Here is a 21,463-nt window from a genome sequence, read left to right as displayed (position 1 = left end):
ACGCTTTCGTCTGGTTGTGTCATAGGTGTCTAGCAATATACTGAGTTGAACGCTTAAGGTTGTGCAAGTTCATGCGCAAATTCAGTATAAAGACTTTCAGAATCACAGAGCGTCTGCCAAGTTTGGTAAGCACCTTTCGCATAGCCTTGATAAGCTTCATCTGAAAGATTTATGAAATATTCAATCGCACGTGCTGCCTCTTCTGGCTTAAGTGCGTCACTGATTAAAGTACCATTTACATCTGTTTGTACAATTTCAGCTGTACCTCCGACATCTGAAGCTACAACAGGAATCGCATTCGCCATCGCTTCCATGACAGAGACTGGTACACCCTCTGATTCAGAAGTGTTTAAAAATAACGTCGGGTTATGCTCATGATACCATTTTCTGACGTCTTTGTTCGGCAAACGTCCAATCAATTCATATTGAGACGGCTTTAATTTCTCTTTTGCCAATGCTTCAATTTTTTGCGCATCTGGACCATCACCGATATGTACCCATTTGAAATCATAACCTTGTTCATTCAATTGTGCTAACGCATCAATAATGACATCTAAACGCTTTAATTTACGAATCGTTGAACAGCTGACAAATAAAGGCGGCTGACGTAATGAAACTTGATAATTGCCTTCACCTACACCGAGACGTCTGGTTTCAATTTTATCCGCATATTTCGGGAACTTGTTGCTTAAATAGTTCGAACTCGTATCAGACACTGGGTATAACACATCCACATGTTTCAACATTGCTTGACGCATCGGCAAGAAGCTAAACGGTTTAATATAATCATTGACATCATAACCATGTCCTCTAGAAATAAATGGGATAGAATCATCACCATAATAATCATATTTTAATTTTCTGCCGAGGTTCGCAGTGATATAAAACCAATAACTATAAATATAAAGCTGCGTATAGCCATCATTTTCCGGTAATAAATGTGAGTGTACTAGGTCTTGATAAATCGCATCTGTTCTCGATTCAAAATACAAGTTGTACATCCACTTATAAGGATTTAAGGAACCTGCATTTTCACCGATACTGCGTAAACGCGGTTGACTTAATAAAATATTTGGCCCTGTTTTTAAGAAGTTGATGGCCTTATCTTTTAGTCCTTGCGGGAAAGGCAAGTCGATGACTGTCGCAACATCCGGTACTTCTCTTGTCACTTTCATCTTCTGACTGACCATTGTCGGAACAATCACAATGTGATCAAAGGCTTCTGCCAAATATTTGATTTCTTCTTCTAAATATTCCTCTCCTTTATAGTAAGGAAAGTAATTCGTCAACAAAATCAGTTCTTTCTTCATAAGTGCTATTCCTCTCTTACTTCTGATTAATATTTTTTCGTAATAACACCGTTGAAATCGTTTTATAAATCACAAATGCATCCATTTTAAAGCTGACATTCGCCGCATAGAAAGCATCTAAACGCATACGTTCTTCCATCGAAGCACTATTTCGCAACAAAGCTTGTGTTAAACCCGTAATACCAGGTTTCACATGAAACTTTGTTTTATAGTAATCCGGATAACGATGTGTATTGCCAAGCGGACTCGGACGCGGTCCAACAAAGCTCATGTCACCTTTTAATACGTTCAGCAATTGCGGTAATTCATCAATACTTGTTTGACGTAACACACGACCGATATTTGTCACACGCGGGTCTTGATCACTATTGAACGTACTGCCATCCGCATTACGAATGTCTTGTGCGTTTTCTTTCATTGTACGAAACTTATGCATTTCAAAAGGCAACATACCGACACCTAAACGTTGTCCATTATATAAGATACTGCCTTTATCTTCTCTCTTAATCATTATACTAACAGGCAAAGCTACAATTAATAACACCGGCAACAACGCTACAAATAACAACACATCTAACAAACGCTTAATATTTTTCCGGTAACTCATCACGCAGCCCCTCCATTTCTCGATAAATTTCTTGTAATGCATCTATAAACTGATATTGAGGGACAAAATCAATTTCTTGTTGTGCTCGTGCACCATCCATATAAGAAGGTTCAAAATAATCCGGCACATCTTCATCTTGACGTTGAATGTCAGTCGGATTGCCGAACACTTGATTGATATGTTGCGCCACTTCTAGGTTCGTTAACGTTTCACTGCCTTTAATGTTTTGAATTAAGGAAGTGTTTGGATGCTGTGACGCTTGCCAAATCGCATTTGCCGCATCTTTCGTATATAAAAATTCACGTGATACATCACTCTCACCCATTACTGTTAAGGGCTTCCCTAACAAAGCTAAGCGCATAAAATAATTAATCATATAGTTATTTTTCTCATGTGCGCCAAATAAATGAGAGAAACGTAAACACACTATATCCAACTGATAATGCTTACGATAATACGCAGCCAGCTGTTCAATATAACGTTTATTCAAACCATATAAAGACTTCGGCACATCACTCACTGCGTCTTCTTCCTGCCAAGGCAATGTAGAAGTATCATCATATACAGAAATAGAAGAAGCCACGATTACTTTTTTACATTTTTGTTCAAGCGCCGCTTCAAACACATGTTGTGCCATCTGTACTTCTTCTGTATAACTGCTGATGTTTTTCTTTGGTCCTCTATTACCTGCCAGATGAACAATGACATCATCTTCTTGAAATATCATCTCCAAAGAAGCCTCGCTGTAATCGGTTTGAACTTGATGCGCATCTTCTGTATTTTGACGACGTGATAAAACTGTATAATCAATAGCTTTATCTTCTAATAAAGCAGTCAGATAGCGACCAAGCAATCCTGTGCCGCCTGTAATTCTAAAGGCCATTTAATCTTCCTCCTTCATCAGCGGATAAATATAAAAGCCCACTTTGTCATACACACCGTTAACAGGTCTGATGAATTCTCCTTGTTGGTAATAACGATAGCTTTCTAAAGTATGATCTGGTACTTTGAATTGATAATAATCAATCGGTTGTTTCGGTGTCTCACACATAAATTCTAAGACTACTGGTTGTGTCGTTGTCGCCTCCGTAAATGTAGGGGCTTGTTCTTCTAGAAGATGCTTGAACGTTTTCTCTAATAAGTCATCATGATTATAATATTGAATCAATTTATGCATATGACAACCATCAAAGCGTGGCGTAATTTCAATAATAAATGCTTCGTGATTCATTACTTTTACTTGCGCATACACAGGACCGTTTTGAATTTTCAGGGTCTCTAAGTGTGCTGCAATCGCTGCTTCAATAGAAGCCATAGGATAATCATAATCAGGGTCGATAATATGTTTATGGATTAAACCTGGATGTTGCGGCCACGTTTCACGCATCGATACTAAGGTAAATTGCAATTCGCCATCTACAACATAGCCATTCACTGAAATTTCATAACCATCGATATAGCGTTCAATAATTGCTGCGCCTTCTCTAGACTGATCCACCGCATAAGCAATCGCTTCTGGTAAATCAGCAGCTTGTGTCACTAAAGTAATGCCACGTTGTCCTTGACCATCTGTCGGTTTCACAAAGACTGGGTAGTCAATTTCTGTTTGATGGTTCACATCTTTTGTGATTTCAAAAGGGACAGAACCTGTAATCCCTTTGGTTTGTGCACGCATTACATCTTTGTGATTACATGCATATGCTGTGTCATAACTGACAAAGTGTGGTAAATCTAAGGCTTCTGAGATTTTATTCGCAACTGGCATAGCCAAATCTGAGCCTACTGAATAAACAGCATCAATATGATGTTGTTTGATATAAGCGATGACTGCCGCTTCATCTATAATATTAATCTCTTCAAAATGATCTGCACTGTCAGCACCAGGACCATCTTTTTTCATAGCCAACGCATGTGTTTCGTAACCCATCTCTTTTAATTTCTCAATAGCTTCAGCTTGTACAGGTGCCACACCTAGAATTAAGACCTTCTTCATACCAGCACCCCGCCGACTGCTTCATTCACTTGTTTAATAATGTATTCTACTTGTTCATCAGTTAACTGCGGATAGAGCGGTAATGTCAATTCGTTCACATAATGCGCATACGCATTCGGGAAATCTTTAATGTCAAAGCCGTATTCTTGGTACGCTGAAAACATCGGTAACGGTTTATAATGCACATTTGTCGCAATACCTTCATCCGCCAAATGTTCAATAATCGCATTACGTTGTTCTTCTGTTGCCCCTTTAATCCACGTGATATATAAGTGACAGCTGGATTCTTTATCATTATCAAAGTGTTTTAGCGTCTTGATAACATCTGAGTTTAAATTTTCATCATATAAACGTACCACTTCTTTACGGCGTGCTAAGTTTTCATCATAATGATTGAGTTGATCCAAACCAATGGCCGCATTGATATCTGTCATATTGAATTTGTAACCTAATTCTGAGATGTCGTATTCCCAGTTGCCTTTCTGCATTTTAGATAAGGCATCTTTACTTTGACCGTGCAGAATAGAAGTTTTGTATAGTTTCTGTAAATCAAAACCATGTGCTTCGTAATCTTTCGTCCATGTAACTGCCCCGCCTTCAGCAGTCGTCAGATTTTTTACCGCATGGAAAGAGAACGTGGTAAAGTCTGCGAAACTGCCGCTTTTGTTTTCCCCTTTGGTCGCGCCGAATGAATGGGCACCATCATTAATAATCGCAATACGATTTAATAAAGCGTGCACAGGATTTTCCGTGTGGAAAAGTGCTTGTTTACGACGTGCAATTTCAAATAATCGATCGTAATCGCATAATTGACCTGCAATATCCACAGGAATAATGGCTTTTGTGTTTTCTGTAATTTTATCTTCGAGTTGTGTGTAATCCATTTCTAAGGAGTCTTTTTGCGTGTCTACTAATACAATTTTAGCGCCGACGTGGGCGATGACTGAGGCTGAAGCGGTGTATGTATAAGCAGAAGTGATGACTTCGTCCCCTTCGCCGATACCTAATAAACGTAATGTCATTTCTAAAGCAGCCGTTGCTGAGTTCATTGCGACTGTACCTTCTGTCCCCATATAGTCAGTTAACGCTTCCTCAAATGCTTTCGTTTTAGGCCCTGTCGTAATCCAACCGCATCTTAAAGTTTCCACAACACTTTCGATGGCCTCTTCAGAAATTTTAGGCGGACTAAATGGTATTTGCATAGCTATCTTCTCCTTTATCTTTAACGATTATCTCTCACTATGATGCCAAGAAATAATACTTTAGAATATCTGCCAAATATCCAAATGGTTTTTTGTTTATCGCTTCCATCCGAAAAGATTTCTGCCATTTCATCACACATCGCAAATATTCTAATTAGATATTATGTTCCAATTTAGTAACAGTATAATCCACTAAGTAAAAAGTATTCAATCAATATTCGTAATTAAAATTATTATTTAACAATCCTAAATTTAGAATTACATACCATTAATAAACTAATTATAAAATCAACACTTACTTAACATTCTTTACATACAATTAACACAATCTCGCCTTTACCATTTCAGAAATAAAAAACCATAAAAAAGACGCCCTTGAACTTTCAAAGGACGTCTCATCTTACTTATTCAGTTTTTAAATTTAATACTTATTTCTCTTCATTATCTTTCTTACGACGTTTGCCAAAGAGTAACCAAGCACCTAAACCAGCGAACAATGTGCCGAATAATGTTTTCTTCACATCATCTTGACCTGTATCAGGTAAGTCTTTATCTTTAGCAGTTTGTTGCTTATCTGCTTTTGTTAGTTGTTTACCTTCAGCTTCTGACTGAGCTGGTACATCTTGTTCACCTTCAGTCGTTACTGTTGTACCATCATTAGTTTCAGGTTCAGATGGTACATGTGGTGGCGTTACTCCATCTTTATCTTCAGATGGCACAGTAACTTCTGGTGATGTCGGTTGTGATGGTGTCTCAGGTGTACTTGGTGTTGTTGGTTGTTCTGGTTGATTTGGTTCGCTTGGTTCATTTGGCACTTCTGTTTCAGGCTCTTCTGGTTTTTCTGGTTGCGTTGGATTTTCAGGCTGTTCTGGTGTGCCTGGCGTTTCTGGAACTTCTGGTGTTGGTTTCTCAGGATTTTCCGGCTCTTGTGGCTCTTCCGGTGTTGTACCTGGATCTTCTGGTGTTGTGCCTGGATCTTCAGGTTGTTCTGGTTCCTCTGGTGTTGTGCCCGGATCTTCAGGTTGTTCTGGTTCTTCTGGTGTTGTACCCGGATCTTCTGGGTCAACTGGTACTGTGCCAGTTCCTCTTTCAACAATTCTGTCTACCTTTTCAACCAGTGTAATTGTTGTTGTATCTGGATTGATGAGTTCACCTGTTTTCGGATCTACGCCGTAAACTGTTGTTGTTTGTGTTTGACCTGTTTTACCTGGCTGTACTTCATATTCTGTACCTGCTGGTAAGTTCGGATTGTCTTGGTAGATTGTGTCATATGGGATATCTGTCGTTGTGACCACTTTCGTGCCGACACTGATCACTCTGTCTTTCGGCAGATTATTCGGGTCATTCGGATCTCCTGGCGTACCTTCTTCTATCACTTGTGTCTCGCCAACTGGCAAGTCTGGATTTGGACGGTACGTTGTAGATGGTGCGACAGGTCCATATTCAATCACACGGCCAACTGGCGGTGTTGTGACAGATTCTGTTGTTGTCGGATTCAATAAAGCGCCTGTTGTTTTGTCTACTTCGTACGTTGTTGTCGTTGTAGTTACGCCGTTTTGACCTTCTTGTGCCACATGATTAACTGTACCGACTGGTAAATCAGGATTGTATCTGATAATTGTTTCAAATGGTATAGGTGTTGTTGTTTGTTCAACGTTGTTCACACCTACCACTTCATTGACTGGTGGTGTTGTAATTTCTGATGTCGCAGGTTGCCCTGGTACTTTCGTTGTTGTTTCAATACCTGGTTGTCCTTCTGTTGTCACTGTCTGTGTACCGATTGGTTGTGATGGATCTGGATTCGCTTCATATGAAGTTGACGGCGGTATTTCTGTTGTTGTCGTTGCGGTTGTGCCGACTCCGATTTCAATCACTCTATTTTGTGCCGGTGTCACAGTTGTTGTGACAGTTGATGGATTTTCAAGTGCACCAGTTTCTGGATTAACTGTGTACGTCGTTGTTGTTTCAGTTTGACCTGTGATACCTGCTTGTACTTCATTTTGAGTACCTTGCGGTAAGTTAGGATTTTCTTGATAAATTGTTTCGAATGGTACATCATTCGTTGTTGTTTGAGTTGTACCTTTTGCGACAATTTGCGGTGTCGGTGATGTTGTTTCAGTTGATGTTGTTGGATTTACTAATGCGCCTGTCGTCGGATCCACTTCATACGTTGTCGTTGTAGTTGTCGTACCGTCTTGACCTGGTGTTACGACACTTTCATAACCGATAGGCTCATCTGTACTGATATATTGCGTATCGTATGGTACTGATGTTGAATCAGTTACGACATTACCTACATAAACGACTGTGTTTGTCGGTGGATTATCTGGGTCATTCGGATCACCTGGTTGACCTTCCACTGTTCTTGTTTCACCTGCTGGTAAGTTCGGGTCCGGTTGGTAAACCACTTGGCCTGCAGCTGGTCCATATTCCACAATACGTTGCACTGGGTTGGTTGTCTCAGTATTCGTTGTCGGGTTAATCAACGCACCCGTTGTCGCATCTACTTCATACGTTGTTGTCTTCGTAGTAACACCGTTTTGACCTTCTTGTGCGACATGGTCCGTTGTGCCGACTGGCAGATTCGGATTATATCTGACAATCGTGTCATACGGAATCGTTTCTGTTGTTTGTTCTACGTTGTTGACACCGATAACCTCATTCACTGCTGGTGTTGTCACTTCTGTTACCGCTTCTTGACCCGGTTCTTTCGTTGTTGTAGATTCACCTGGTTGTCCTTCTGTAATCACTGTTTGTGTACCAATTGGTTGTGATACATCTGGGTTCGCTTCATATGAAGTTTGCGGCGCAATCGGTGTTGTCGTAGATGTTGTTGTACCGCTGCCGACTTCAATGATTCTGTCTTGTTTCGCAATATCAGTAGTTGTCACTTCTGTCGGATTTTCTAACGCACCTGTTTGTGGGTTCAACGTATACGTCACAGTCGTTGTCGTTTGACCTGTAACACCTGCCTGTAACTCGTTTTGTGTGCCTTGAGGCAAGTTAGGGTTCTCGATATACACTGTTTCGTATGGTACATCGTTCGTTGATGTTTGTGTTGTACCTTTTTCTACAATTTGTGTGACAGGTGGTGTCTTGATTGATGTTACTTCTGGATTAATCAATGTACCTGTTGTCTTGTCCACTTGATAAATCGTTGTTGTCGTTACTACTCCGTCTTGACCTGGTGTCGTAATATTTTCGTAGCCCACTGGTTGAGTTGTCGGTACATATTGCGTGTCATACGCAACTGGTGTTGTATCTGTTGTCATATTACCAACTTTAACGACCGTCTCTGTCGGTGGATTATTTGGATCATTCGGGTCACCTGGTGTACCTGGAACAGTTACTGTTTCGCCATATGGCACACTTGAATCTGGTTGGTAGACCACACCGCCTTCTACTGGTCCATATTCCACAATACGTTGCACTGGATTTGTTGTTTGTGTTTCAGTCTGAGGATTCGTCAACGCACCAGTTTGACTGTCCACCTCATACGTTGTTGTCGTTGTAGTGACTCCATTTTGACCTTCTTGCGCAACATAATCTGTTGTACCGACAGGTAAGTCTGGATTGTAACGGATGATTGTTTCATACGGAATCGTTTGCGTTGTCGTATCCACATTGTCTACACCAATCACTTCATTAACCGCTGGTGTAGTAACTTCTGTCACCGCTTCTTGTCCAGGTGCTTTCGTTGTCGTTGACTCGCCCGGTACGCCTGGTGTCACCACTTGTGTATCACCTGTACCTGCGTCTGGATCAGGGTTCGCAACGTACGTTGTTTCTGGCGGAATTTCTGTTGTTGTCGTTGATGTTGTGCCGACACCCACTTCAATAATCAAGTCTTGTTTTTCTACTAGCACTTGATCTGTTGATAATGGATTTTCTAGCTCGCCTGTTTGCGGATTCACCGTATACGTTACTGTTGTTTGCGTTTGTCCTGTGATACCTGCTTGCAGTATATTTTCTGTACCTTGAGGTAGATTAGGATTTTCTTTGTAAACCACATTGTAAGGAACGTCAGCTGTTGTGACTTGTGTCGTACCTTTTTCAATCACTTCATCAACAGCTGGTGTTGATGTTGTCGTGATTTGCGGGTTACTTAAAGCACCCGTTGAAGGATTCACGCTATACGTTGTTGTTGTTGTTTCTGTACCTGTTTGACCAGGTGTTTGTACATTCGTATAAGTTGTTGGTGCATCAACACCTACATATTTCGTTTCATAAGGTACTTGAGTTGTTTCGGTTGTTGTATTGCCGACTTTCACAATAGTATCTGTCGGTAAGTTATCTGGGTCGTTTGGATCTCCAGGTGTACCTGGTGTTGTAGATGTTTGGCCTGCAGGCAACGTCGCATCTGGTTGATAAATGATGCCGCCTTCTACCGGTCCATATTCCACAATACGATTCACCGCATCTACTGTTGTCGTTTGTGTTTGTGGATTCGTTAACGCACCTGTTTGATTATCTACCTCATACGTTGTTGTCGTTGTCGTTGTACCGTTCGTACCTTCTTGTGCGACATAATCTGTTGTACCTACAGGAAGGCTTGGGTTATAACGTACGATTGTTTCGTATGGAATGGTTGTTTCTGTACGTTCTACGTTATTCACACCAATAATTTCATTCACTGCAGGAATCGTTGTTTCCGTAACCGCTTCTTGTCCTGGTGCTTTCGTTGTCGTTGATTCCCCTGCTTGACCAGGAACTGTCACAGTTTGTGTTCCGACAGGTTGCGTATAATCTGGATTAGCTTCGTATGACGTAGTCGGCGCAATCGGTGTTGTCGTTGTTGTCGTTACGCCTGTACCGACTTCAATAATACGATTGATTGCTTCTTGTGTTGTCACTGTAGAAGAAACTGGGTTTTCTAAAGCACCTGTTTCCGCATTGAGTGAATAAACTGTCGTTGTTTGTGTTTGACCTGCTGAACCTTCTTGAAGCACATTTTGTGCACCTTCAGGTAAATTAGGATTTTCTACATAAACCGTTTCATATGGTACAGCACTTGTTGTGACTTGTGTTGTGCCTTTTTCAACAACTTGTGTGACAGCCGGTGTTGTATTTGTCGTCACTGCTGGATTGCTTAATGTACCTGTTGTTGGATCCACATCATACACTGTTGTCGTTGTAGATGTACCATCTTGACCTGCGACTTTCACATTTTCATAGCCTACCGGTTCAGTTGTTGGAACATATTGCGTGTCATATGGCAACGCATCCGTTGTTGTAACTTGGTTACCCACTTTCACTACTGTTTCAGTCGGTAGGTTATTCGGATCATTCGGGTCGCCTGGCGTACCTGGAATTGTTTCTGTTTCACCATATGGCAGATTCGTATCTGGTTGATACACAATCGTACCTTCAACTGGACCATATTCTACAATTTTATTGATAGGTGCTGTTGTGCTTTGTGTTACTTGCGGATTAGACAATGTACCTGTTGTGCTGTCTACATCATATGTCGTTGTCGTTGTTGTCGTACCGTCTTGACCTTCTTGTACCACTTGATTCACTGTACCGACAGGTAAATCAGGATTATAACGGATGATGGTTTCGTACGGAATTGTTTGTGTTGTCGTATCCACATTGTCTACACCAATCACTTCATCAACAGCTGGTGTTGTTGTTTCAGTGACAGGCTCTTGACCTGGTGCTTTCGTTGTTGTCGATTCACCTGGCTCACCTGGTGTGATGACTGTTTGATCACCTGTGCCTGGGTCTGCATCTGGATTTGCGACATAGTTTGTCTTAGGCTCAATCACATCTGTTGTCGTAACAGTTGTGCCGACACCTACTTCAATTATGCGTGTTTGTGCACCAGATAGAATTGTTGTTTCTGACGTTGGATTTTCTAACGCACCTGTTTGACCATTTACTTGGTAAGTTGTTGTTGTTTGTGATGTGCCAACGCTACCTGCTTGAATTTCATTTTGTGTACCTACAGGTAAATCTGGATTTTCTCTATATACTGTGTCGTAAGGAATATCCGTATTTACAACTTGTACTGTACCTTTTTCAATCACTTCAGTTGTTGAAGGGATTGTCGTTGTTGTAGTTGCTGGACTTTCAAGTGCACCTGTTTCTGGGTTCACAGTATATGTTGTCGTAGTTGTCTCAGTACCATTTTGACCTGGTGTTTGAACATTTGTATACGTTGTCGGTTCACTAACACCTACATATTGCGTGTTATAAGGAACTGGGCTTGTTTCTGTTGTCATGTTGCCCACTTTTACCACAGTATCCGTCGGCAGATTATTCGGATCTCCTGGTTGACCTGGTACTGTACTTGTTTGACCTGCTGGTAATGTCGGGTCTGCTTGATATGTTGTACCGCCAGCAACTGGTCCGTATTCTACAATTTGATTTATTGGATCAATTGTTGTTGTTTGTGTGTTCGGATTAATCAATGCACCTGTGTTTGTATCAACTTCATAAGTTGTTGTAGAAATAGTTGAACCATTTTGTCCTGTTTGTGCTACATAATCCGTTGTGCCGACTGGCAGATTCGGATTATAACGGATAATTGTTTCATATGGTACATCCGTTTCTGTTTGTGTCACATTGTTTACACCAATGACTTCATTCACAGGTTGCGTTGTTGTTTCAGTAACAGGCTCTTGTCCTGGTGCTTTCGTTGTTGTCGATTCACCTGGCACACCTTCTGTGATCACTGTTTGTTCTCCGATTGGCTGCGCTGTATCAGGGTTTGCGGTGTAACTTGTTGTTGGTGCGATTGGTGTCGTAGTTTGTGTCGTTACACCTGTACCGACTTCAACAATACGGTTTTGTACTTCTTTTGTTGTTACTGTATTTGAAGTTGGATTTTCTAACGCACCTGTTTGCGCATTTACTGTATAAGTTGTTGTTGTTTGAGTTTGTCCTGTAATACCTGCTTGAATTTCATTTTGTGTACCTGCAGGCAAGTCTGGATTTTCTCTATAAATTGTTTCGTAATTCACATCGTTAGTTTCAACTTGCGTTGTACCAATTTCCACAACTTGTGCAGTAGCTGGTGTTGATGTTGTTGAAACTTGAGGGTTCGTCAACGCTCCAGTTTCCGGATTCACATCATACGTTGTTGTCGTTGTTTCTGTACCGTTTTGACCTGTCGTTGCAACATTTTCATAACCCACAGGCTGGTTCACACCGACATATTGTGTTTCAAACGGAACATCTGTTGTGCTTGTATCTACGTTATCAACACCTACAACTTGGTCTACAGCAGGAACTGTCTCTGTGACAGGTGTTTGACCTGGTTCAGTCGTTGTCGTTGTTGAACCTGCTTGTCCTGGCGTAAGAACAGTCGTACCGCCCACACCTGCATCACTATCTGAATCCGCAACATAGATTGTTTTCGGTGGCAGCTCTGTCACTTCAGTTGTTGTGACACCTGTACCACGTTCAATAATACGATCTTGTTTTTCAACTTGTGTTGTTGTCACAGACACTGGATTTTCAAGTGCGCCTGTTGTCTGATTTACAGTATATGTTGTTGTGATTTCTTCTTGTCCCACAATACCTGCTTGGACTTCGTTTTCAGTTCCTACTGGCAAGTTCGGATTATCGACATACGTTGTATTAAATGGAATATCGTTTGTTGTCACTTGTTTTGTACCGATTTCAATCACTTGTGCCACTGGTTGTTCTGTCGTTGTTGTTGTTTCTGGAGAAATCAATGCACCTGTATTCGGGTCGACTTGATACGTTGTTGTTGTCGTTGTTGTACCATTTTGACCTGATGTCGCCACATTTTCATAGCCGATAGGTTGATCTACTGCCACATATTGCGTTTCAAATGGAATCGTATCTGTTGTTGTGTCTACATTATCAACACCAATCACTTCGTTGACAGGCGGTGTTGTTGTTTCAGTAACTGGATCTTGTCCTGGTGCTTTCGTTGTTGTTGATTCACCTGGTACACCTTCTGTAATCACTGTCGTGTTACCGACACCTGCATCTGGGTTCGGTGCTGCTTCATACGTTGTCGTCGGCGGAATCACTGTCGTGTCTGTTACTGTCACGCCAGTGCCGACTTCTACAATACGATCTTGTTTTTCAGTCAGCGTTACTGTATTCGCAACTGGATTGTATAACTCTCCAGTTTCTGGATTCACGCTATAAGTTGTTGTCGTTTGTGTCTGTCCAATGACACCTGCTTGAAGTTCATTTTGTGTGCCTTCCGCAAGGTCTGGGTTCTCTCTATAAATCGTTGTATAAGGTACTTCAGCTGTAGTGACTTGTTGTGTACCGATTTCCACAACTTCTGTCACAGGTTCTGTTGTTTGATTAACTGATGTCGAATTGCTTAACACACCTGTATTTGGATCCACTTGATACGTTGTTGTAGTAGTCGTTGAACCATCAACACCTGTTGTTGCGACATTCTTATAATCTGTCGGTTGATCTACTGCCACGTATGTCACATCGTGCGGTAAGATTGTTGTCGCAGTATCGACATTACCTACTTTAACAACCGTATCTGTCGGTAAGTTATTTGGATCGTTTGGATCTCCTGGTACACCTTCAGTAGTCGTTTGTTGGCCTACTGGTAAGCTTGGATCCGGTTGATAAATTACTTCTCCTGCCACTGGACCATATTCAATAATACGATCTACTGGCGCAGTTTCTGTTGTATTAATCGCAGGATTTAATAATGCGCCTGTATCTGGGTCAACTTCATACGTTGTCGTTGTTGTTTTAAGACCCGTTTGCCCTTCTTGTGCCACTGAATTCGTTGTACCCACTGGTAAATTCGGATTATAACGTTCAATCGTGTTATACGGAATATCTTGTTGTGTCACATCCACATTATCTACGCCAATGACTTCCGTCACAGGTTCTGTTGTCGTTGTCGTAACTGCCTCTTGCCCAGGTTCTTTAACTGTCGTTGATACACCAGATTGACCTTGTGTAATAATCGTTTGTTCGCCGACACCTGGATCATTATCAGGATTTGCTTGATAAGTTGTTTCAGGTGGGATTGGTGTTGTCGTAGACGTTGTTACGCCTGTACCCACTTCAATAATGCGGTCTTGCTTTTCAACTAATGTCGTTGTGTTTTCAACTGGACTTTCTAGTGCACCTGTTTGTGTGTTCACTGTGTAAGTCGTTGTTGTTTGTGTTTGACCTGTAATACCTGTTTGAACTTCATTTTGTGTACCTTGTGGTAAATCCGGATTTTCTTTGTAAATCGTTTCATATGGGACATCCGCTGTTGTTGTTTGAACTGTTCCTTTTTCAACCACTTGTGTCACTGGCGCAATCGTTTGAACTGCAGTCACAGGGTTTGATAGTGAACCTGTGTTTGGATCCACTTGATACGTTGTTGTGGTAATCGTTGTACCGTCTTGACCTTGTGTTTGAACATTTGTGTAATCTGTCGACTGACTCACACCTACATATGTTGTTTCATATGGTTGTGTCGTCACATCCGTTTGCACATTACCCACTTTGACAACTGTATCTGTCGGTAAGTTATTCGGATCATTTGGATCCCCAGGTGTACCTTCAATAGTATTAGTTTGATTATAAGGTACATTACTGTCAGGTTGATATACGACATTGCCTGCGACAGGACCATATTCCACAATCTGACTCACTGGTTCTGTTGTGTTTGTTTCTACTTGCGGATTTAATAATTGGCCTGTTGTCGGGTCTACTTCATACGTAGTTGTCGTTGTTGTAACGCCATCTTGACCTTGTTGAACAACTACATTTGTACTGCCTGTCGGCAAGTTCGGATTATAACGTGTAATCGTATCATAAGCTGTCGTGCTCGTTGTAGTATCCACGTTATCCACGCCAATCACTTCATTTACCGGTTCTGTAGTCGTTGTAGTGACCGCTTCTTTACCCAGCTCTTTTACCGTTGTCGCAACACCTTCTTGACCAGGCACTAAGATAACTTGGTCTCCTGTGCCAGGGTCTGCATCAGGGTTCGCTTGGTAAGTTGTTGTCGGTAAAATCGGTGACGTTGTAGATGTCGTTACGCCTGTACCTACTTCAATAATTTGGTCTTGTTTGTAAATCGTAGTTATTGTGTCAGATGTTGGACTTTCTAACGCACCTGTTTCTGGATTTATCGTATACGTTGTCGTTGTTTGTGTCTGACCAACTACGCCTTGTTGTACCACATTTTGTGTGCCTTGTGGTAAATCTGGGTTTTCTCTATAAATCGTTTCATATGGGACATCCGCTGTTGTCGTTTGAACCGTTCCTTTTTCAACCACTTGTGTAACTGGTCCAATCGTTTGAACAGAAGTGACCGGATTTGATAACGCACCTGTATCTGGGTCCACTGTATACGTCGTTGTCGTAGCTGTTGAACCTTCTTGTCCTTCTGTTCTGACATTTGTATAATCTGTCGGTTGACTCACACCTACATATTGCGTGTCATAAGGTAATGTTGCGAGTTCATGTGTTGTATTACCTACTTTAATCACTGTGTTTGTAGGCAGATTATTCGGGTCATTCGGATCGCCAGGCGTACCTTCAACCGTCGTTGTTTCATTATATGGCAGGTTCGGGTCTGCTTGATAAATCGTTTCTCCGGCAACCGGACCATATTCGATAATTTGTGTCACAGGTTGTGTTGTCTCTGTTGACACTTGTGGATTAGACAGTTGTCCTGTCGTTGTATCTACGTCATACGTTGTCGTTGTCGTAATCACACCATCTTGACCTGGTTGTGCCACTACATCTGTACTGCCTACTGGCAAGTTCGGGTTATAACGTGTTTCTGTTTGGTACGGAATTGTTTCTGTTGTTGTATCTACGTTATCCACACCAATGACTTCATTCACAGGTTGTGTCGTAATTTCAGTGACTGGCTCTTGACCAGGTTCTTTCGTAGTTGTCGTTTCACCTGCTTGTCCAGGTGTTATTACTGTGTAATCACCTGTGCCCGCATCTGGATTAGGGTTTGCTTCATAAACCGTTGTCGGCGCTATCGGATCTGTAGTCACAACAGTTGTACCTGTACCGACTTCAATAATACGGTCTTGTTTTTGAACTGTTGTCGCATCTGTTGATGACGGATTTTCTAATGCACCTGTTTCAGGATTCACTGTATACGTTGTTGTCGTTGTTGTTTCCCCAACCACACCTGGTTGGATTTCATTTTGAACGCCTACAGGTAAATTAGCATTTTCTTGATAAATCGTTTCATATTGTACTGGTGTTGTCGCAACTTGTACTGTTCCTTTTTCAACCACTTCTGTCACAGGTTGTGTCGTTTGTGTTGAAATAGATGGATTAATCAATGTACCCGTATTTGGATCGACTTCATAAGTTGTTGTCGTTGTCGTCACACCATTTTGTCCCGCTGTTTGTACATTTGTATAATCTGTCGGTTGATTAACACCTACATATTGCGTGTCATAAGGTAATGTTTCATTTGTTGTATTGACATTACCGACATACACAATAGTATCCGTTGGTAAGTTATTCGGATTATTTGGATCTCCAGGTGTACCTGGTACTGTATTTGTTTGGTTATATGGCAAGTTCGGGTCGACTTGATAAACCGTATTACCTTCAACTGGTCCGTATTCTACGATACGCGGTGTTGATGGAGACACTTCTTCCGTTGTCACCGGATTAGATAACGCACCTGTTGCCGGGTCAACTTCATATGTCTTGATTGTCGTTGCGGTACCCTCTTGTCCTTCTTGAACGACTACATTTTGTGAACCAACAGGTAATGTTGGGTTATAACGGTTGATTGTTTCATATGGAATCGGTGCTGTCGCTGAATCAACATTATCTACACCGATGACTTCATTAACCGCTGGTGTGGTTGTCGTTGTAACCGCTTCTTGACCTGGTTCTTTCACTGTTGTTGACACACCATCTTGACCTTCAACAACCACAATTTGGTCACCTGTACCTGAATCTTTGTCAGGGTTCGCTTGGTAAACCGTTGTCGCTGGAATTGGTGTAGTTGTGACAGACGTCGTACCTGTACCCACTTCAATAATACGGTCTTGTGCTTGTACTAAAGTATCTGTATTTGAAACGGGACTTTCTAATTCACCTGTTGTGCTGTTGATTGTATAAGTTGTTGTTGTTTGTGTTTGACCTACCACACCTTCTTGCAACACATTTTCTGTGCCTTGTGGTAAATCTGGGTTTTCTCTATAAGTCGTTTCATATGGTACTTCTGCTGTTGTAACTTGGACTGTCCCTTTTTCAATTACGCGATTTTCTGCAGGCACTGTTTCTGTATTAGTTTGCGGATTAATCAATTCACCTGTTTGAGGATTGACCTCATATGTTGTTGTCGTTGTTGTTGAACCATCACTGCCTTCAGCCACTACATTTCTATACGTCGTAGGTTCATTCACACCAATGTATTCCGTACTATGAATAATTGGTGTTGTTGATGTGCTGACATTACCAACATAAACAATTGTGTCCGTCGGCAAGTTGTTTGGATCGTTCGGATCCCCTGGCGTGCCTGGCACTGTATTTGTTTGGTTGTATGGTAAGTTCGGGTCGACTTGATACACTGTATCGCCTGCAACTGGTCCATATTCATAGACTTGGTCAACTGGATTGATTGTATTTGTCACAGTTTGCGGGTTAGATAATGCACCTGTTGTCGTATCTACATCATACGTTGTTGTAGTCGTTGTCGAACCATTTTGTCCCTCTTGAACTAACGTATTCGTTGTTCCTACTGCTAAATCCGGGTTATAACGATACACCGTATTATATTGAATCGGTGTCACGTTAGTATCAACATTATCCACACTGATGACTTCATCAACAGCTGGTGTTGTCGTTGTTGTAACTGCTTCTTGACCAGGTTCTTTTACTGTTGTTGCGACACCATCTTGACCTTGCGTCACAACTGTTTGGTCTCCAACTCCTGCATCAGGGTTTGGATCTGCAACATATGTCGTACCTGATGGAATCGGTGAAGTTGTTGATGTTGTCACACCTGATCCTACTTCAATAATTTGATCTTGCTTTTGTGTTAATGTCGTTGTTGATTTTGTCGGATTTTCTAATGCACCTGTTGTCTGGTTCACTGTATAAGTCGTTGTCGTTTGTGTTTGACCCGTTACCCCTTGTTGTATAACGTTTTGTGTACCTTGAGGTAAGTTTGGATTTTCTCTATAAATCGTTTCATATGGTACATCTGCTGTTGTTGTTTGAACTGTTCCTTTTTCAATGACTTGTGTTACAGGTTGAACTGTCGATGTAGTAGTCACTGGATTAGATAATTGACCTGTTGCTGGGTCAACCGTATAAGTCGTTGTCGTTGTTGTTGATCCTGCTTGGCCTTGTGTACGCACGTTTGTATAATCTGTTGGTTGGTTTACACCGACATATTGTGTGTTGTAAGGAATAGTTGTTGTCGTCGCTTGTACATTATTCACACCTATAACTTCGTTTGTTGGCTGTTGTGTCACGTTCACAATAGTATCTTTACCTGGTTCTGTTGTTACAGTTTGTGAACCTGGTACACCTTCTACCACAATCGTTTCAGTACCAAGCGGTTTTGTCGGGTCTGAAACAGCTTGATAACTTGTGCTTGGCTCAATTGTTTCTACTGTTGTTTGCGCCGGCACAGCTTCAGGGTTGACTGAGTTATTACTGATTAACACAATTCTTTGAATCGTATTTAAATTTAAAGTACTTAAGTCTTTACTGCTTGTACCTGAAGGTGTTGAGCTGGCACTTGTAGATTCTGCTGTATTATAAGTTGGTGTACCTGTAGAGAAACCTTTTTGTGCTGCTTGTAAATCTACGACGTCAGACCAAACTGTATCCGCATCTGCACTTTGATTTGGATCACTAAAGTGTGTCGCATTCCAAGTTTTAACAATATAAGAGCCATTCCACTTCATATAGCCTGGAGAGCCAGGATCCATATAAATCAAGTTCGGCTTACTGCCATTTGTACTTTGACCACTTGTGACAATACTATTCTTTTGGAAGTTGATATAGTTCGCATTATCAAAGATAAATTGGCGGTTTTGACTTGTACCGCCTAAAGGAATCGATAAAACTTCCGCGTAATAGTCACGGTTATCTGTACGCAAGTCTAATGTCGCATTATCTTTCACCCATAATAATGCACTTTGCGTACCTGTCGCATTAATGTTAACTAAGTCATTATAAGCGCCGACTTGTGTCTTAGTATCTGGATTCCATTGATGGTTTTTCGCATCTAAGAATAATGTCGCGTACTCATCAATTAAAATTTGAGAGTTACCATCTAATCCTATCAAGTTGTTGTTTGAGTAATCACCCGCACGGTGTCCATCGGAATATGCGATGAATTTAGAGTATTGGCCAACTTCGAAAGTACTGCCAGTCCCCATATCTACAATGTTACCGTTACCTTTTTGACTGATATTGATTGTAGAATTCGCACCTGTGTAAAGCGTGCCATCATTCGCAAAGTCAAAAATATTTTGACCTGTAATATTTAATGTCGAACCATCACCGATTAACACAGAGCCACCATTACCGACTTGGAATGCAGTTGTGCCGTTCGTTGTGCCCCATGGGTTGGTTGGCGAAACGTTCATTGTAATATTTGAATTCGTACCTGTTGTAATTACACCGCCATCAACGACTTGCAGTGCGTTACCTAAACCAGTACGTGTAATATTAACTGTCGCATCTGCCGCAATATTGATATTCTTCGCACCAATGTTTGAACGGTTTAAAGTACTGTCATTACTAATTGAACTGAAGTTGCCGCTAATATTAACATTCACGTTTTGGTTTGCGAGTGTACTGCTCACCAAGTTACTGCCAGTATGTTTGACGTTATTGAACGAGATAGTGTTGTTAGTCGTCGTACTTGCGCCGAAGTTTACTAAACCACCTGTATTGCCTGTTGTAATATTCATATTTTGATACGTCATATTCCAACTGCCTGATGTTGCTGGGGCGTTAATAATATTCGTTCCCGTATTCAACGTATAACCGCCACCATCAATCGTCACAGAGCGTCCTGTTGAAGTTTGAAGGTTCGGTGAGCTTGTACCTGTGATATTGCCAGTCAATTGAATATTAGAGACTGTTTTGTCATTTAACGCCGCAATAAACTGATCCCACGTGCTGACTTGTGTCGCTGGTGCTGGTGCTGCATATGCTGAAAATGCCATCATACGAAACGTCGGTGAAATACTTGTTGAACTTGATGTCGTTGATGATTGTGTAGATGTTGTTAATGGTAATTCACCCACAGGATCACTGCCAGGTGCGCTCGATGTATTCAGTAAATAAGAAGTCAATAAAGCACCTGCGATTTCTTCATCTGTCGCAGTATTCGCATCTACTGCCATACCATCTACCACTTGTTGTGCTGCTTCAGGTGATAAATTTTCTTCAGTTGCTAAATAATCTGTTAAAGCACTTTCTTTATCTGTACTGCTATCCAATGTTTGTGATAAATCTTGAGACAATGTCGGTGTTGGTGATTCAATAGATGAAATCGTTGTGTCATTCGTTGAATTTGGCGTAGAAGTATCATTAGCTGTACTATTTGTAGTGTTATTATCAGTTGTTGATGGTGCATCTGACGTTCCTGTTGATGTATCTGGATTTGATGTATCATTTGATGGTGCCGCTTGAGATTCTGATGATGTATCATTTGATGGTGTTGTTTGAGAGTCTGATGAAGTGTCGTTTGATGATGAAGGTGCGTCTGTTGAAGGTGTTGTCTTAGTATCAGGAGTACTTTGTGTTTGAGATGATTCACTTGATGATGGCTGTGAAGGTGTTGGTGTTTCTGAAGATGTTGGTGTTGAAGATTCTTGATTAGAAGGTGTTGAATCTTGTTCTGTAGTCGTATCTGGTGCTGACGCAGGGTCAGTTGTTGGCGCAGACGTCTCACCAGATGGCGTGGATGTCGCAGGTGTTTCTGTTGTTTCAGTTGTATTTTGAGCCGGTTCTTGTGGTGGAGAGGTATCAACTTGTGGTGCTGTTTCTGTCGTATTCGTCGTTGTTTCTGGCGTATTTGTTTGTGTCTCTTGTGTCGGTGTAGTTTCTGTAGTTGACTCAGTTGTTGAAGTGTCGCCACTTCCCGTCGAGCTGCTTGAGCTGCTGCCTGATGAATCAGATGTGCTGTTTTCAGCTGCTCTGGCTTCATCGTTTACTCCTAAAATCAACATTGTTCCTAATAGAATCGAAGCTGTTCCTACGGTAAATTTACGTATAGAATACTTGTTCCGTCTATTCGGAAGAAAATCTAATTTTTTCATAGAAAAAATTCCTCCTCGTTTTCTCCAAACCTTTGTTTCGCTTGTTCAACATTTAGTTTCGTTTAAAAATTGCTAATTGAGTTAATTATACTGAAATTTCAAGAAGTGTCTATAACTAT

General features: G+C 41.3%; 6 protein-coding genes. All 6 read right to left on the bottom strand.

Annotated elements, in window-relative coordinates:
- Positions 1-53: 53 nt before the first annotated feature.
- Positions 54-1,310 (bottom strand): glycosyltransferase, encoded by a 1,257-nt coding sequence (locus tag MUA87_RS01405; protein WP_262551165.1) that lies wholly within the window; start codon positions 1,308-1,310, stop codon positions 54-56.
- A 16-nt stretch (positions 1,311-1,326) separates the two neighbouring features.
- Positions 1,327-1,917: a sugar transferase gene (locus tag MUA87_RS01400; RefSeq protein ID WP_002480004.1), complete on the bottom strand. Its 591-nt coding sequence runs from the start codon at positions 1,915-1,917 to the stop codon at positions 1,327-1,329.
- Positions 1,895-2,800: an NAD-dependent epimerase/dehydratase family protein gene (locus tag MUA87_RS01395; RefSeq protein WP_262551163.1), complete on the bottom strand. Its 906-nt coding sequence runs from the start codon at positions 2,798-2,800 to the stop codon at positions 1,895-1,897. Before MUA87_RS01395 ends, MUA87_RS01400 begins: the two co-directional genes overlap by 23 nt.
- Positions 2,801-3,910, bottom strand: coding sequence for an ATP-grasp domain-containing protein (locus MUA87_RS01390; RefSeq protein WP_096754405.1), 1,110 nt, complete (start codon positions 3,908-3,910; stop codon positions 2,801-2,803).
- Positions 3,907-5,112, bottom strand: coding sequence for a DegT/DnrJ/EryC1/StrS family aminotransferase (locus tag MUA87_RS01385; protein ID WP_002480007.1), 1,206 nt, complete (start codon positions 5,110-5,112; stop codon positions 3,907-3,909). Before MUA87_RS01385 ends, MUA87_RS01390 begins: the two co-directional genes overlap by 4 nt.
- Before the next feature lie 428 nt (positions 5,113-5,540).
- Positions 5,541-21,344: a G5 domain-containing protein gene (locus tag MUA87_RS01380; RefSeq protein WP_316960860.1), complete on the bottom strand. Its 15,804-nt coding sequence runs from the start codon at positions 21,342-21,344 to the stop codon at positions 5,541-5,543.
- Between the last annotated feature and the right edge of the window lie 119 nt (positions 21,345-21,463).

Source organism: Staphylococcus simulans (assembly GCF_025561465.1).
Lineage (GTDB): Bacteria > Bacillota > Bacilli > Staphylococcales > Staphylococcaceae > Staphylococcus > Staphylococcus simulans.
Note: the sequence above shows the minus strand (reverse complement) of the source record. Positions and strands in the feature narration are given on the sequence as shown.

What these genes read in the sequence shown, in the direction of transcription:
- MUA87_RS01405 (WP_262551165.1), bottom strand. Translation starts at nt 1,310, where the DNA reads ATGAAGAAAGAACTGATTTTGTTGACGAATTACTTTCCTTACTATAAA.
- MUA87_RS01400 (WP_002480004.1), bottom strand. Translation starts at nt 1,917, where the DNA reads ATGAGTTACCGGAAAAATATTAAGCGTTTGTTAGATGTGTTGTTATTT.
- MUA87_RS01395 (WP_262551163.1), bottom strand. Translation starts at nt 2,800, where the DNA reads ATGGCCTTTAGAATTACAGGCGGCACAGGATTGCTTGGTCGCTATCTG.
- MUA87_RS01390 (WP_096754405.1), bottom strand. Translation starts at nt 3,910, where the DNA reads ATGAAGAAGGTCTTAATTCTAGGTGTGGCACCTGTACAAGCTGAAGCT.
- MUA87_RS01385 (WP_002480007.1), bottom strand. Translation starts at nt 5,112, where the DNA reads ATGCAAATACCATTTAGTCCGCCTAAAATTTCTGAAGAGGCCATCGAA.
- MUA87_RS01380 (WP_316960860.1), bottom strand. Translation starts at nt 21,344, where the DNA reads ATGAAAAAATTAGATTTTCTTCCGAATAGACGGAACAAGTATTCTATA.